This is a genomic window from Microbulbifer sp. YPW16, assembly GCF_021290385.1.
In the GTDB taxonomy this organism is placed as follows: Bacteria; Pseudomonadota; Gammaproteobacteria; order Pseudomonadales; family Cellvibrionaceae; genus Microbulbifer; species Microbulbifer zhoushanensis.
This window is the reverse complement of the sequence record NZ_CP089928.1, coordinates 2,165,659-2,179,880: the sequence shown is the minus strand read 5'-3', so window position 1 is coordinate 2,179,880 and position 14,222 is coordinate 2,165,659. Positions and strand designations below refer to the sequence as shown.

Sequence of the window (14,222 nt, the reverse complement as noted above, 5' to 3'; positions counted from 1 at the left end):
TCTCGGCCCCCGTCCAGAATTCCGGGTATCTGCCCAAAGTCCACTAGATGCAAGGAGTCCGATAGTGCAGCTGGCAAAACCGGAATTGTTGAAGACACAGAACTATATCAATGGCCAGTGGCGGGATGCCGCCTCCTCTATCGAGGTGCGCGATCCGGCCAATGGGACGCTGCTGGCGGAGATCGCCGACGGCTCCGCGACGGACGCCGGGGCGGCGGTGGCTGCGGCCCATACCGCTTTGCCGGCCTGGCGCGAGAAGACCGCGGCCGAGCGCGCGGCGGTGCTGAAGCGCTGGCACCAGCTGATCATGGACAATGCCGATGACCTGGCCCGCATCCTCACCCTGGAGCAGGGCAAGCCACTGGCGGAGGCGAAGGGCGAGATCGCCTATGGCGCGTCCTATATCGAGTGGTATGCGGAGGAGTGCCGCCGCGCCTACGGCCAGACCATCCCCACCCACAATCCGGCCATGCGCCTGCAGACCATCCGCCAGCCCGTGGGCGTCGTGACCTGCATCACGCCGTGGAACTTCCCCAATGCGATGATCACCCGCAAGGCGGCACCGGCACTGGCAGCCGGCTGTACCGTGGTGATCAAGCCGGCCTCCGAGACGCCGCTGTCTGCGCTGGCCCTGTGCCAGCTGGCGGAGGAGGCGGGCCTGCCGGCGGGCACCATCAATATGGTGGTGGGATCCGACGCCCCGGCCATTGGCAGGGTATTGACCGAGGATGAGCGGGTGGCCAAATTCACCTTTACCGGCTCCACCGCCGTGGGCAAGATCCTGATGGCCCAGTGCGCCACCGGTGTGAAAAAGATGTCCATGGAGCTGGGCGGTAATGCGCCGTTTATCGTCTTCGATGACGCCGACCTGGACACCGCGGTCAGCGCCTGTGTGGCCACCAAGATGCGCAATGCCGGCCAGACCTGCGTGTCCACCAACCGCATCTACGTACACGAGTCGGTACACGACGAGTTTGTGGAAAAACTGCGGGCAAAGGTGGCGGAACTGCAGGTAGGCCATGGCACTGACGAGGGAGTTACCGTGGGTCCGTTGATTCACCGCCGCGCTGTCGAGCGGGTGGCGCAGCTGGTGCAGGACTCGGTCGACGCGGGTGCCACCATCGAACTGGGTGGCGACTTCCTGCCGGCGGGCGAGAACTACTATGCGCCCACGGTGATTTCGGGCGTAACCGATGACATGCGTATCGCACAGGAAGAGATCTTCGGCCCGCTGGCACCGGTGCAGAAATTCACCGACGAGGACGATGTAATCCGCCGTGCCAACAATACCCCCTACGGCCTGGCGGCTTATGTGATGAGTGAAAACATCCGCCGCGCCAACCGGGTGGTGGAAGCGCTGGAATACGGTATGGTGGCCTGTAACACGGGCGTATTCTCCACCACCGTGGCGCCTTTCGGCGGCAGCAAGGAATCCGGCATTGGCCGCGAGGGCGGTGTCGAGGGTATGGCGGAATTTTACGAAACCAAGTACTGCTGCTTTGGCGCCTGATATTGAACGACACGCAGGAGCGGCCAGCGGCCGCTCCTGCGGGACTGAAACAAATGTATGTGATCGGCCATAATGACGGTCACGGCACAGAGAGATAACACAAAGGGAAAACCCGGAGTAAAGACTATGTCCGAAATGAACAGTGATGCATTCTGGATGCCATTCACCCCGAATCGCTCCTTCAAGGCGGCGCCGCGTATTGTCGAGCGCGCCGAGGGTATTTACCTGATGGAGAAGGATGGCCGCCAGATTATCGACGCGACCGCCGGCCTGTGGTGTTCCAACGCCGGCCACTGCCGCACCGAGATTGCCGACGCGATCCACCAGCAGGCGAAGAAGCTGGATTACAGCTCCATCTTCAACTTCGGCCACGAACTGAGTTTTGAATATGCCAACCGGCTGGTGCAGTACACGCCGGACGGACTCAACCGGGTATTCTTCGGCAATTCCGGTTCCGAGGCGGTGGAGAGTGCCCTGAAGATTGCGCTGCAGTACCAGCGCGCCCGCGGCAAGGGTACCCGCACCATGTTTATTGGTCGCGAGAAGGGTTACCACGGGGTGAACTTCGGCGGCATTTCCGTGGGCGGTATCGCACCCAACTACCAGAGTTTTGGCCAGCCGGTGAAGGCCAACCATATGCGCCATACCCTGGATATCGAGCGCAATGCCTTCAGTCGCGGCCTGCCGGAGCACGGCGTGGAACTGGCGGAGGACCTGGAGCGGCTGGTGGCCTTCCACGGCGCCGACCAGATCGCCGCGGTGATTGTCGAGCCCTTCTCCGGCGCCGGCGGTGTGGTGCTGCCGCCCAAGGGCTACCTGAAGCGCATCCGCGAGATCTGCGACCAGCACGACCTGCTGCTGATTTTCGATGAGGTGATCTCCGGCTGGGGCCGCACCGGTTCCGCGTTTGCGTCCATTGAGTGGGACGTGACCCCGGACATGATTACCTCGGCCAAGGGCATTACCAATGCCGCCGTACCGCTGGGTGCGGTGTTCGTGCACGACCATATCTACAACACAGTGATGAACGCCGCCCCCGAGGGCATGGTGGAGTTCTTCCACGGCTACACCTATTCCGCCCACCCGGTGGCCTGTGCCGCGGGCATGGCGACCCTGGATATCTACGAGCGCGAGGGCCTGCTGACCCGCGCCTCGGGCGATATCGGCAAACACTGGGAAAATGCCCTGCACAGCCTGGCGGACCTGGACAATGTGATCGATGTGCGCAACTACGGCCTGGTGGGCGCGATCGAGCTGCGCGCGCCGGCGGAGCTCAAGGGCAAGTTCGGCGGCAAGGCTTCCATGGCGGCCTGGGATGCGGGTGTGATGGCGCGCGGCATCGGCGATGCCCTGTGCATGTCCCCGCCCCTGATCATCGAGGAGCACCAGATCGACACCATCGTCGAGAAACTGCGCGGTGTGATCCAGTCCCTGGCGTAACGGCCAACGGGCTTTTGGCGACAGGCGGGCTTTGCCCGCTTCCTGTCGCCATTGCCTACACTGAAAGAGGGCCTGTTAGCAGGCCCTTAATGCGGCCCGGTGTCGCGATCCAGGCGTTTGCAGAGTCGGCTGGTGATCGCGATTCCCGGGCCGCGCCTGTGTCCGGTTGTCCCGGGCAGTTTCCTGTCCCCATCCTCTTTATCACGATAGCCGCTCCCCGGTCACTTTGGACAGATATGCTCCCGCACTACAATCTGTGAGTGTCAATGTCCCAGAGGGAGACCATTCCATGGACTATGAAACCACTACCATGGCCACACGCCCGGTACTGCGGGTACTCACCGAGAACTGGTGGGTGCTGCTCCTGCGCGGGGTCTGCGCGGTGCTCTTCGGTATCCTCGCCTTTATCTGGCCGGGGCTGTCACTGCTGACGCTGGTGATCCTGTTCGGGGCCTTTGTATTCGCCGACGGTTTCCTCGCGTTGGTGGCGGCGGTGCTGGGACGGCATGAATCCACGCCCCTGTGGTGGCTGATCATTGCCGGGCTGGTGAGTGTTGCGGCGGGTATCGCGACCTTTATCTATCCGCAGGTGACCGGACTGGTGCTGATGATCTTTATTGGCAGCTGGGCACTGGTGCGCGGGGTATTCGAGGTAATCGGGGCCATCCGCCTGCGCCAGGAAATACAGCAGGAATGGCTGCTGATCGCCTCCGGCCTGCTGTCGGTGATTTTTGGAATTGCGGTACTGGTGAGTCCCGGTGCGGGGGCGCTGGCACTACTGTGGGTAATTGCCGGCTATGCCATTGCCTTCGGCCTGCTGGAGATCTGGCTGGCGCTCCGGTTGCGCAAATATGGCCGGGCGGCGGCCTGACGGCAAGATGCCGGAAACCGGTGCTGGCTGACAGGACCACGAAGCGCCTGGATCAGTCCCGGCGATTGAAGCGGTGCCAGCGTCTTGCGCGCTGGCTGCCAAACGGATGCACGACTGCGCCCGGGCCGGTTTTACGGCCGCAGGCGGCGTAGGGGTTAGTGCGGGAGTCCCTGCCGGTGCCGAAGAAATGCTGTACCGCCTGCTCGGCTTCCGCGCGGCATGGGTAGGGGCCGAAGCACCGCCCACCGCGTACCTGGAAATACCAGTCGTCCCCGAGCTTGTAGAAACGGTCCGATCGCGGCGGGATGCCGCGGCCGGTTTCACCGGCGCGATGCTGGTGCATGTCGACCCTCCTGGAAACCGACCGCTACCCTGCGCCGGTTTCAGACTGCCTGAGGTACTGCTGCCAGGCGCTGGCTAGCGCCCGGCTTTGGCTACCCTCGGTTCCTGCTCGCGGTAGCGCACCGCGTAGAGATTCAGGCCCTTGAGGACATTCAGGGCCTCGAAAATCTGGTTGTCGTCCGCATACCACAGTTCGCGGCCGGCCTTCTCGCGCTGGCGATCGGCCGCTGTGCGGTCCTCGCCACCGTTGCCGTTACCCAGGTGGCCCGCCAGGTCCGCCTCGGTGGTGCGCGCGGGGCCCTCCATGCGCGTCACCTTGACCCGCTCGACGACAATATCCGGTGTAATGCCCTGGGCCTGGATGGAGCGGCCATTGGGGGTGAAGTAGAGTGCGGTGGTGAGTTTGATCGCGCGCTCATTGTTGATCGGGATCACGGTCTGCACCGAGCCCTTGCCGAAGCTGTCTGTGCCCATGACCACCGCGCGGCGATGATCCTGCAGCGCGCCGGCGACAATCTCTGCGGCAGAGGCGGAGCCGTCGTTGATCAGCACTACCAGCGGCACACCGTCGGTGAGGTCGCCGGGTTCTGCGGAGTAACTCAGGTTGGCGGATTCGCTGCGACCCTCGGTGTAGACCACCAGCCCTTCCTCGAGGAAGGCATCGGCCACTTCCACGGATGACTGCAGCACCCCGCCGGGATTATTGCGCAGGTCCAGCACCAGTCCTTTCAGTTTACCCTTGTCCTGCAGCTTGCGAATTTCCCGCATCACATCGGTGCCGGTGTCCAGCTGGAACTGGCTGATGCGCAGGTAACCGTAACCCTCGTCCAGCACTTTGCTGCGGACACTGCGCACGCGCACGGTATCGCGCTTGAGGGTGACATCGAAGGGTTGCTTGTAGCCCTTGCGGGCAATGGTCAGGGTCACGGAGCTGCCCCGCGGTCCACGCATACGCTCGACTGCCTCATCCAGGCTCAGTCCCTTGAGGGACTTGCCGGCGAGGCGCAATATCACGTCGCCGGCCTTGAGCCCGGCGCGCGCCGCTGGTGTGTCGTCCATGGGAGTGATTACGGTGATATGCTCGTTCTCGATCCCCACCTCGATACCCAGGCCGGCAAACTCGCCGGTGGTATTGGCCTGCAGGTCGTCAAACGATTCGCGGTCGAGGTAGGAGGAGTGTGGGTCCAGGCCCTGGAGCATGCCGCGAATGGCATATTCCAGCAGGGTGCTGTCATCCACTTCCTCGATATATCCCTGGCGTATCTGTTCGAACACCTTGGCAAAGCTGCGCAGGTCTTCCAGGGGCAGGCGTGTAGTGGCGGAGGGTATCACCTGTTCGGCCGGGTCCCCCTCGCTCAGCCCCATCAGAGGCAGGGCGGTGAGAGCGGCTGCGCCCAGGAAGGTGGTCAGCGCCTTGGGTTTGAACATAACGTCGGGACCTCTGCCTTATTGCTCGCTTCTTTGCAAAAGTGTAGACCGCGGCGGCTGGCAGAGTTTTCAAGTTGGCGCGACACTCAACCGTGTGCAAAAACGGAGTGCCACTTGCTGACACGGGCGCCGAAAGCGGTTCGATGCAGCGGCCCGCTTTCTGCCCCGCCCTGAAGCGCGCTTTTCATTGCCTTTTTGCCGGGCTCAGGAAAGCGCGGTTATCGCGATGATAGACAAAAAGTGCGCGCGTCATCGAAAGCCCGGTGGGGCCCTGCGGCTGGACTTTCCAGTTTGTGTTATTCATGTATTCACCGCTGCGCCGCCGGGCCGGCACACGGGATTCGATCCGCGACACGGTTATGTTTTCGGCGGGAAGTCACCGGGTCAGGTTGTTATCGGGGTATGCGAATCCCGGCCCGCGCCGGGATGGGGAAACTGGCTGGTGGTGCGGCAGGCTAACGGCGGGGCAGGGAGGACTCGACGGGGATAATTATCCCCGGCACCAAACCGTGGGGTCCTGCGGTTTGCCGCGGTGGCGGATTTCGAAATAGACGCCGCTGTATTCCAGCCCGCCGCTGTTGCCCACCCGTGCAATGGTCTCACCGCGCTCCACCCACTCGCCCAGGCTGCGGGTGAGCGACTGGTTATGGGCGTAAAGGCTCATGTAGCCGTCGCCGTGATCGAGGATCACCAGCATGCCCTGGCCGCGCAGGTAATCGGAAAAGACCACGCGGCCGCGGTGAATCGCCCGTACCGGTGTGCCCTCGCCGGCGCGGATGGTAACGCCCTTCCAGGTGATGCCATTGTTGCGGCGCTGGCCAAAGGCGTTGGCGCGGCGGCCCTGGGCCGGCCACTGCATGCGGCCGCGCTGTTTGGCAAAGGGCATCTGGTCCTCGGGGTTGACCAGTGCCGCGATGGCCCGGCCCACTTCATCCACCAGCCGCTGCAGGCGGCTGCGGTCACCCTGCAACTGTTTCAGTTCACCACTCTTGTCGGCCAGTCGCGCGGCCAGCTTGTCGAGCGTCGCCTGGCGCGAGCGCTGCGCACTGACCAGCTGTTGCTCGCGGTCTTCCAGTTGCTTTCGCTCTGCGTCAAGCGTGTCACGCTCGTGCCGAATACTGGTGCTGACGGTGTCGAGATTGGTGAGGGTTTCGAGGTAGTCGTCGATAACGCGGCTGCGTTCTTGGAGGAAGTATTCGTGGTAGCGGAGCTGGCGGGCGATGTGCTGCGGGTCTTGCTGGTTGAGGAGCAGCTTGACCTGCTCCTGTCTGCCGAGTCGGTAAGCGGCGGCGACTTCCTGCTCGACCCGCCGCTGCATACTTCGTCGCGATTCTTCCAGCTGCTGCTGTTCTTCCTTCAATTCCTTCAGCTTGTCGGTGCGACTGCGCATGTCGTTCTTGATCTTGTCGATGCGCTTGTGCAGTTCGGAAATATCGCGCTCGTTACGCTCCAGGTCCTTGAGCAACTGGTCGCGCTCGCTGCGGACCTGGTTCAGCTCTTCCTGCAGCGACTCGATACGTTGCTTGATTTCCCGCAGCCGCTCCTGCTGTTCCTGCTCGCTCTGGGCGAACGCCGGCAGTGCCAGCAGGGTGGCGAAAACAATTACCAGTAACTTCATGCTTTGAATTGCACCAGGTTTTTTCCAGTCATTTCTTCCGGCTGCTGCAGCCCCATCAGGGCCAGCATGGTCGGGGCCACGTCCGCCAGGCTGCCGCCGTCGCGCAGGCTGACATCGCGCTTGCCGACGTAGACGAAGGGCACCGGCAGGGTCGAGTGCTGGGTGCTGACCTGGCCGGAGCCGGCGTCGAACATTTCCTCGACATTGCCGTGGTCGGCGGTGATCAGTACCTCGCCCCCGGCGGCCAGTGCCGCATCCACCACGCGGCTAACGCAGGTGTCCAGGGCCTCGACTGCCTTGACTGCCGCCTCGAACACGCCGGTATGGCCCACCATGTCGCCGTTGGCGTAGTTGCAGATGATCGCATCGTAGTCGCCACTGTCGATGGCTGCCACCAGCTTGTCGGTGACTTCCGGCGCGCTCATCTCCGGCTGCAGGTCATAGGTAGCGACATTCGGTGACTTGATCAGTTCCCGTACCTCGCCCTCGTACGGTTCCTCGCGGCCACCGCTGAAGAAGAATGTGACGTGGGCGTACTTTTCCGTCTCGGCAATACGCAGCTGGCGCTTGCCCTGCGCGGCCAGGTACTCGCCAAACGAATTGACCAGCTTTTCCGGCGGGAAGGCACAGCTGGCCTGGATGTCGGCCGCGTACTCGGTGGTCATGACGAAGTCTGCCAGCCTGGGTGCGGACTGGCGCTCGAAGCCGTCAAAATCCGCCTCGGTGAATGCGCGCGTCAGCTGGCGCGCGCGGTCGGGGCGGAAGTTCATGAATACCAGTGCGTCGCCGTCGGCGATCGGCGCGGCCTCGCCCACCAGGGTGGGGACTACGAACTCGTCGTTCTCGCCGCGCTCATAGGCGGCATCCAGGCCCGCCATGGCGTCCGGGGCACTGTGCGCGGCCACGCCCAGGGTGAGCATGTCGTACACGGACTGGGTGCGGTCCCAGCGCTGGTCGCGGTCCATGGCGAAGTAGCGCCCGGCCAGGGTGGCAATGCGGGCGTTGCCCACCGAGTCGCAGACCTGCGTGAGGCGCTCCAGCGAGGGCCTGGCGCTGCGCGGCGGAGTATCGCGGCCGTCGAGGAAGGCGTGCAGGTAAATCCGTTTGGCGCCGCGCTGGGCTGCCAGGGTCACCATGGCCACGATGTGGTCCTCGTGGCTGTGCACGCCGCCCTCGGACAACAGGCCCATGATGTGCACGGCGCCGTCGTTGGCGATCGCCTTGTCCACGGCTGCGGTGTAGGCCGGGTTGCGGAAGAAGTCGCCGTCCTCGATCGCCTTGTTGATGCGGGTGAAGTTCTGGTACACGACCCGGCCGGCCCCGAGGGTCATATGGCCCACTTCCGAGTTGCCCATCTGGCCTTCCGGCAGGCCCACTGCCATGCCCGAGGTCTGGATCAGGGTTTTCGGCTGTTCGGCCCAGATCCGATCCCATACCGGGGAGTTCGCCGCAGAAATGGCGTTGTGCTCGGTGGTGTCACTGTGGCCGAAGCCGTCCAGGATCAGCAGGACCAGGGGACGATGGGTCGAGGGCATGGTGTGCGGGTTCCTGTAGTTTGTTGGTCGAACGAGATAAGGACGCGGATTTTAACCTGTTTGGCGGCCCGGGGTCAGGTATTGCATCCCGAAGATCTGGTTAAGATTTACTCACAATGGTGTATACTCCCGCCCTCTCCGGTCCCACGGGGCCGGAGCCGGATATTCGGTGCCGGCGCCATGGCGCCGGCGGGACGAGCAAAAACAAGACAAGAAGATAGGGGGACGAATTGGACTTCTTCGTCTTTATGAGTGAGCAGTGGCTGCTGGTCAGCCTGCTGGTGATCCTGTTATACGCGTTTGCCTTCAGCGAGCGCTTCCGGGCCGGCACGCCGGCCTCGGTGCACGAAGTGACCCGATTGATCAACGTGGATGGCGCACAGGTGCTGGATGTGCGCGATAAGGCTGAGTTCCGTGCCGGACATATCGTCGATGCGCTGAATATCCCCCATAGTGAAGTGGCGGACCGCATCGGCGAGCTGGAGAAGCTCAAGGACAAGCCGCTGATCGTGGCGGACAAGATCGGCCAGCACGCGGGCGCCGTGGGGCGCCAGCTGAAAGCGCGCGGCTTCCAGGTGCGTCGCCTGCAGGGCGGTATGTCCGAGTGGAGCAACCAGAACCTGCCGCTGGTCAAGGGCTAGTGGCACGGCGCCCCGGTGCGTCGATCGACTGAGTGGTACCCGACATGCAAGAAGTAACCATCTACACCACCCGCTTCTGTCCTTTCTGTGTGCGCGCCAAGTACCTGCTGGATCGCAAGCAGGTGCCCTACCGCGAGATTCCCGTGGACGGCAACCCGCAGAAGCGCGCCGAGATGACCGCCCGGGCCGGTGCCCGGACGGTGCCGCAGATCTGGGTCGGTGACGAGCATGTGGGTGGCTGTGACGAGCTGATGGCTGCGGAGCGCAGCGGCGAGCTGGACCGGTTGCTGCGGGCCTGAGGGGCATCACCCGCTCACCTGCGCCTGCTAGCGTCAGCGGATGGCTGGCAGCGGATCATCCAGGTGCCGGTTCCGCCCCTGGCGGGATTGTCACCCCGAACGTCAATTTATGGCCTTGAAATGGCATTCGCAGGCCCCATTGAAAGACCCATACAAGGAGTCTTTCTCAGGGAAGGCATAGAGATAAACCATTGAGCATAAAGAACAGGCAGTGACATGGCTGAAGAACAAAACGGCGCAGCGGCAAACGCAGAGGCTTCCAACGTACAATTCCAGATGCAGCGCATCTACCTGAAGGACCTGTCCTTCGAGACCCCGATGGGGGCTGAGGTTTTCAAGAAACAGTGGAAACCGCAGGTTAACCAGGAACTGAACACCAAGACCGCCAAGATCGAAGACGATCTGTACGAAGTGGCGCTGACCCTGACCATCACCGTCAAGCTGGAAGACGAGACCGCCTTCCTGGTGGAAGTACAGCAGGCCGGCCTGTTCGGCATCACCGGGCTGGAAGGCCAGCAGCTGGCACAGGCACTGAACACTGCCTGCCCGCAGATCCTCTTCCCGTACGCCCGCGAAGTGGTCGACAACGTGGTTACCAAGGGTTCCTTCCCGGCCCTGATGCTGCCGCCGATCAACTTCGACGCGCTGTTCTCTGCCGCCATGCAGCAGGCGCAGCAGCAGGCAGAGCAGGGTTCCGAGGAAAAAGCGGAAGCCTGATAGGCGGAAACTTCCCGCCCAGCGAAAAGGCCCCAACCGGGGCCTTTTTTCGTTTTGGGTTGCCACCGGCTTGCCGGGCCGCCAGAGAGTGGTAGTCTGGCGGCAATTGCCCCGGGGAGATAAGGATGGACTGGGATTTACCACGGCCGTTTGTCTGGCCGGTCACGGTGGAGGCCGTGCATGTCGATGGCCTGCACCACGCCAACAATGCGGAGTACGTCCGCTGGTGCGAGCGCGCCGGCTGGAACCACAGTGTGGAACTGGGGCTGGATGTCACTCATTACCAGGCTCTCGACCGGGGAATGGCAATTCGTCACGCCGAGTACGACTATATACTGGCGGCGAGGGAGGGCGACGAGCTGCTGTTTGGCACCTGGCTGACCAGGGTGGACGGGCGACTCAATATGACCCGTCGCTTCCAGGTGTTCCGCGCTGCCGACAGCGCGCTGGTCCTGCGGGCCCAGTGGCAGATGGTGTGCATTGAATTGTCCTCGGGCCGGCCGCGGCGCATGCCGGCGGAGTTCCGTGAGATCTATACCCCGGCGGTGGTGACTGACGAGTAGGGCGCCTCCCCGATGTAATAACCGATTACAGCCAGTGGAGAAGGATCATGACTGAAGAGTTTGTCACCCTGACGGATAACACCGGTGCCCTCAAGGGCCGGACTCTTTTCATCACCGGCGCCAGCCGCGGTATCGGGCGCGCCATCGCGCTCAAGTGCGCCGCTGACGGTGCCAATATCGTGATTGCGGCGAAGTCCGATGAGCCACACCCCAAGCTGCCCGGTACCATCCATTCGGTGGCGGCCGAGGTGGAGGCGGCAGGCGGCAAGGCGCTGGCGCTCAAGGTGGATGTGCGCGAGGAAGACCAGGTGGCTGAAGCCATGGCGCAGGCCGCGGATACTTTTGGTGGCATCGATGCGGTGGTCAATAATGCCGGTGCCATCAATCTCACCAATGTGGAGTCCACCTCGCCCAAGCGCTATGACCTGATGCAGACGGTCAACAGCCGCGCGGTTTACCTGACCGCCCACCTGGCGATTCCCTACCTGAAGAAATCCAGCTGCGGCCATATCCTCAGCCTGTCGCCGCCGATCAACCTGCAGCCGCAGTGGCTGGGGCCGTTTGCGCCCTACGCCCTGTCCAAGTTTGGTATGACCATCCTCAGCATGGGCCTGGCCGAGGAGCTGCACGAAGCCGGTATCAGTGTTGCAACCCTGTGGCCGCGCACCCTGGTGGCGACTGCGGCGATCGAGTTTGCGGTGGGCAACCGCGAGATGTTCCAGCAGAGCCGCAAGCCGGCGGTAATGGCTGATGCCGCCTACGAAATCCTGGTGACGGAAAACATGGCCCTGAGCGGCCGGCAGGTTATCGATGAGGAGCTGCTGGGGGAGCGCGGGGTAAGTGATTTTACGGATTACGCGCACAATCCGGACAATGCGGCCAACCTGGCCCTGGACCTGTTCCTGGATCCGTAAGCCGTCGTGGGGGAGGTAAGATGACGACTGACAATAACCTGTTTCAGGATGCGCTGGGCGAGCTGGGAGACGTGCGCCCGATCGAGCAGGAGCGCAAGGTCGCGCTCAGGAAGGATGACCCGCGCAACCGGGTAAACCGGCAGGCGCGTCGCGAGGCCGCCACTGCGGAAACCGCACGCGAACTGAACCCGCTGGGGGGGGAGTTCGTGGAGCCGGTGGATCCCTGGGATCCGCTGGAGTTCAAGCGCGATGGCGTACAGAACGGCGTTTACCGCAACCTGCGCCTGGGCAAGTACCGCGTGGATGCCCGCCTTGACCTGCACCGGCACACGGTGGAGATGGCCCGCCGGGCACTGTTCGAATTTGTGCGCGACTGCCTGGAAGCTGACGTGCGCTGCGCCCTGGTTACCCACGGCAAGGGCGAGGGGCGCAAGCAGCCGGCGCTGCTGAAAAGCTGTGTTAACGCCTGGCTGCCACAGTTGCCCGAGGTGCTGGCATTCCACAGCGCGCAGAAGCAGCATGGTGGCCTGGGGGCGACCTATGTGTTGCTGCGCAAGAGCGAGCGCAAGCGCCAGGACAACCTGGAGCGTCACCAGCGCCGCAAGTAAAGCCCTTCCCCCCGGCGCCGGGCGGACACAAGGTCCGCCCCTGCGGGCAGTGCGGGTAAACCCCAGGCCGAATTTCCTTGCCCTTTCGTGGTGGGGCCACAGACACGCCTCGATCCATTGCCACCGTAGCTGTAGGGGCGGACCTTGTGTCCGCCCTTTTCCTCACATGGCTAACCCCCTTTGTGATCGCCGGCGCAGGCCGTGATCCTGATATGTTCAGGTACAGCGGGAAACTGTCCACGATAAATATTTACCTGGGAGAGATTCTGGGAAAAATAAAGAGCTGGGCGTATGTGGGCAGGGAGTTTTCAGGGGATTTAATTTGTTTGTAATTTTTCCGGCCTATCATCCCTTTCCAGCGAATGGCTGACCGGCCGCACCGTCAAGGTCGTGTGGGTGGTGCAGGCTTCGTTGATCTTCTCTCATCATCTTGATTGCGTAAATCGCGCTTGCGGCCCACTGCGGGCCGCTTTCTTTTTATTCCCCGGTATTGGCCAGGTAACCGTCCGCGCGGGTTCAGGGTGGCGGGGTTTCCGCGGGCTGGAATTCCAGCCTGGTTGCGCCTGCAGCTCCCTCGAGAATCAACAGCTCGCCATCGAACGACAGTCGCTCGGTCTGCGGCAGGGCCAGCAGGAAATCCTGCTCCAGTTCGCTGCTGTCGCGAAGGTCGATCATCGGGGCAACCGCGGGGGCTTTCGGCCAGGAAAGCTGGTCGCCGGAGCGGGACAGCCGGCCAGTGTAGGGGTTGGAACCGGAGTTACCACGAACATACCCCAGTGCATCGCAGGTGAAGTAGGGGCGCTCCCGCATCAGCTTGCGCCACAGCAGGCCAGTACGATGCTCCCGGCCATCCACCTTCAGGCTTTTCAGTAGCCAGGGTTGCCCGCAGAGAGAGCGTGGTTCCAGGCTCCCTGCCATATCCTCGCTGCCCGCCAGGCTACAGCCGTGCAGGGCGCTGGCAAGGGTCAGCAGGCAGGCGGTCAGTATTGGCAGGCGGGGATTCACCATATCGGGAAACTCGTTGTTTTTCCGGTATTTAAGCGAATATCGGCCTGGGTTACTGTGTCCCAGTTCAAGACTGTGGCCCGGTTAAGGACAGTACCCCGTCACAGCACTTTGCAGGACTGAAGGTGACGGGATCTATCAGTGTGATTACACGTCAGGGTTTGTGGGGGTCAGATTTCCGCCTTGACGAACTCGATGTAGATATCCCCCGGCGGGTCGCGCAGGATCAGGCGGTTGCCTCCGGACTTGGTAAAAGCCTGGCGGGTGCCGGCCAGCGCGCGCAGGAACTGGTTTTCCTGCTGCATCAGTGGCTCCGGCCCGGCCATCTTGGTGGATGCAAAGCTGGAAGTGTCCCAGAGGATCAGCCCGTTATCGGTAATCTGCAGGGAGCCGCGGTAGGTGTTGATGCCGCTCTTGCCCATCACGTTGCCTTCCCGGTTGCACAGGAAAGTGAAGCGGCCGGTATCCTCGACCGACACCATGTCACCATTGAGGCGCAGGCGCTTGAGTTCCCACCGGTTACCGCAGACACTGCCGAGGCTGCCGGCACTCTGGGTCACCTGGGGTTCGTCTGTGCCGATGCCGATACAACCGGTCACCACAATGGCCAGTCCCGCCAGCCATAATTGCGCCAGTCTACTCATAACCGTATCGCTCCATGCTCGCATGCAAAAAGGCGGCGCAACTTCCCTGCGCCCATGGCCAAGCTTAGTCCCTGCCCGATGCCACTG

General features: G+C 62.8%; 15 protein-coding genes. 9 read left to right on the top strand and 6 right to left on the bottom strand.

Annotated elements, in window-relative coordinates; genetic code table 11:
• Positions 1–64 precede the first annotated feature (64 nt).
• The 3 genes from LVE68_RS09195 (at position 65) to LVE68_RS09185 (ending at position 3,821) form a co-directional block, all read left to right on the top strand.
• Entirely contained in the window at positions 65–1,510 is a 1,446-nt protein-coding gene (locus tag LVE68_RS09195; protein WP_232939926.1) for an NAD-dependent succinate-semialdehyde dehydrogenase, read from the top strand.
• Between the two features lie 126 nt (positions 1,511–1,636).
• Positions 1,637–2,950: an aspartate aminotransferase family protein gene (locus LVE68_RS09190; protein ID WP_232939925.1), complete on the top strand. Its 1,314-nt coding sequence runs from the start codon at positions 1,637–1,639 to the stop codon at positions 2,948–2,950.
• A gap of 289 nt (positions 2,951–3,239) precedes the next feature.
• On the top strand, positions 3,240–3,821 hold the full coding sequence (locus LVE68_RS09185; RefSeq protein ID WP_232939924.1) for an HdeD family acid-resistance protein: 582 nt from the start codon (positions 3,240–3,242) through the stop codon (positions 3,819–3,821).
• A 52-nt stretch (positions 3,822–3,873) separates the two neighbouring features.
• Here the strand turns inward: LVE68_RS09185 and LVE68_RS09180 are convergent, their stop codons facing one another.
• The 4 genes from LVE68_RS09180 to gpmI all read right to left on the bottom strand — a co-directional run bounded on the left by LVE68_RS09180 (position 3,874) and on the right by gpmI (position 8,744).
• The gene (locus LVE68_RS09180) at positions 3,874–4,164 is read right to left on the bottom strand and encodes a DUF6316 family protein (RefSeq protein WP_232939923.1); all 291 of its coding nucleotides are present in this window, start codon (positions 4,162–4,164) and stop codon (positions 3,874–3,876) included.
• 74 nt (positions 4,165–4,238) lie between these two features.
• Positions 4,239–5,591: a S41 family peptidase gene (locus LVE68_RS09175; RefSeq protein WP_305080368.1), complete on the bottom strand. Its 1,353-nt coding sequence runs from the start codon at positions 5,589–5,591 to the stop codon at positions 4,239–4,241.
• A 490-nt stretch (positions 5,592–6,081) separates the two neighbouring features.
• Positions 6,082–7,209 carry a murein hydrolase activator EnvC family protein gene (locus tag LVE68_RS09170; RefSeq protein WP_232939922.1) on the bottom strand — a complete coding sequence of 376 codons (1,128 nt, stop codon included), beginning with the start codon at positions 7,207–7,209 and terminating at the stop codon, positions 6,082–6,084.
• On the bottom strand, positions 7,206–8,744 hold the full coding sequence (gpmI, locus tag LVE68_RS09165; RefSeq protein ID WP_232939920.1) for a 2,3-bisphosphoglycerate-independent phosphoglycerate mutase: 1,539 nt from the start codon (positions 8,742–8,744) through the stop codon (positions 7,206–7,208). Before gpmI ends, LVE68_RS09170 begins: the two co-directional genes overlap by 4 nt.
• A gap of 230 nt (positions 8,745–8,974) precedes the next feature.
• On the opposite strand from gpmI, the gene LVE68_RS09160 reads away from it, so the two are divergent.
• The 6 genes from LVE68_RS09160 to smrA all read left to right on the top strand — a co-directional run bounded on the left by LVE68_RS09160 (position 8,975) and on the right by smrA (position 12,486).
• Positions 8,975–9,385 (top strand): rhodanese-like domain-containing protein, encoded by a 411-nt coding sequence (locus LVE68_RS09160; protein WP_232939918.1) that lies wholly within the window; start codon positions 8,975–8,977, stop codon positions 9,383–9,385.
• A 44-nt stretch (positions 9,386–9,429) separates the two neighbouring features.
• Positions 9,430–9,684 carry a glutaredoxin 3 gene (grxC, locus tag LVE68_RS09155; protein ID WP_232939916.1) on the top strand — a complete coding sequence of 85 codons (255 nt, stop codon included), beginning with the start codon at positions 9,430–9,432 and terminating at the stop codon, positions 9,682–9,684.
• Between the two features lie 216 nt (positions 9,685–9,900).
• Complete coding sequence (gene secB, locus LVE68_RS09150) at positions 9,901–10,401, top strand: protein-export chaperone SecB (RefSeq protein WP_232939914.1); 501 nt, start codon at positions 9,901–9,903, stop codon at positions 10,399–10,401.
• Positions 10,402–10,526: 125 nt separating this feature from the next.
• On the top strand, positions 10,527–10,964 hold the full coding sequence (locus tag LVE68_RS09145) for an acyl-CoA thioesterase (protein ID WP_232939912.1): 438 nt from the start codon (positions 10,527–10,529) through the stop codon (positions 10,962–10,964).
• A gap of 47 nt (positions 10,965–11,011) precedes the next feature.
• A complete protein-coding gene (locus LVE68_RS09140; RefSeq protein WP_232939910.1) occupies positions 11,012–11,878 on the top strand; it encodes an SDR family oxidoreductase in 867 nt (288 codons plus the stop codon).
• A 20-nt stretch (positions 11,879–11,898) separates the two neighbouring features.
• Entirely contained in the window at positions 11,899–12,486 is a 588-nt protein-coding gene (gene smrA, locus LVE68_RS09135; RefSeq protein WP_232939908.1) for a DNA endonuclease SmrA, read from the top strand.
• 516 nt (positions 12,487–13,002) lie between these two features.
• Here the strand turns inward: smrA and LVE68_RS09130 are convergent.
• Both LVE68_RS09130 and LVE68_RS09125 read right to left on the bottom strand, forming a co-directional pair.
• Positions 13,003–13,494 (bottom strand): META domain-containing protein, encoded by a 492-nt coding sequence (locus LVE68_RS09130; protein WP_232939906.1) that lies wholly within the window; start codon positions 13,492–13,494, stop codon positions 13,003–13,005.
• Between the two features lie 167 nt (positions 13,495–13,661).
• Positions 13,662–14,135 carry an META domain-containing protein gene (locus tag LVE68_RS09125; RefSeq protein WP_232939904.1) on the bottom strand — a complete coding sequence of 158 codons (474 nt, stop codon included), beginning with the start codon at positions 14,133–14,135 and terminating at the stop codon, positions 13,662–13,664.
• Between the last annotated feature and the right edge of the window lie 87 nt (positions 14,136–14,222).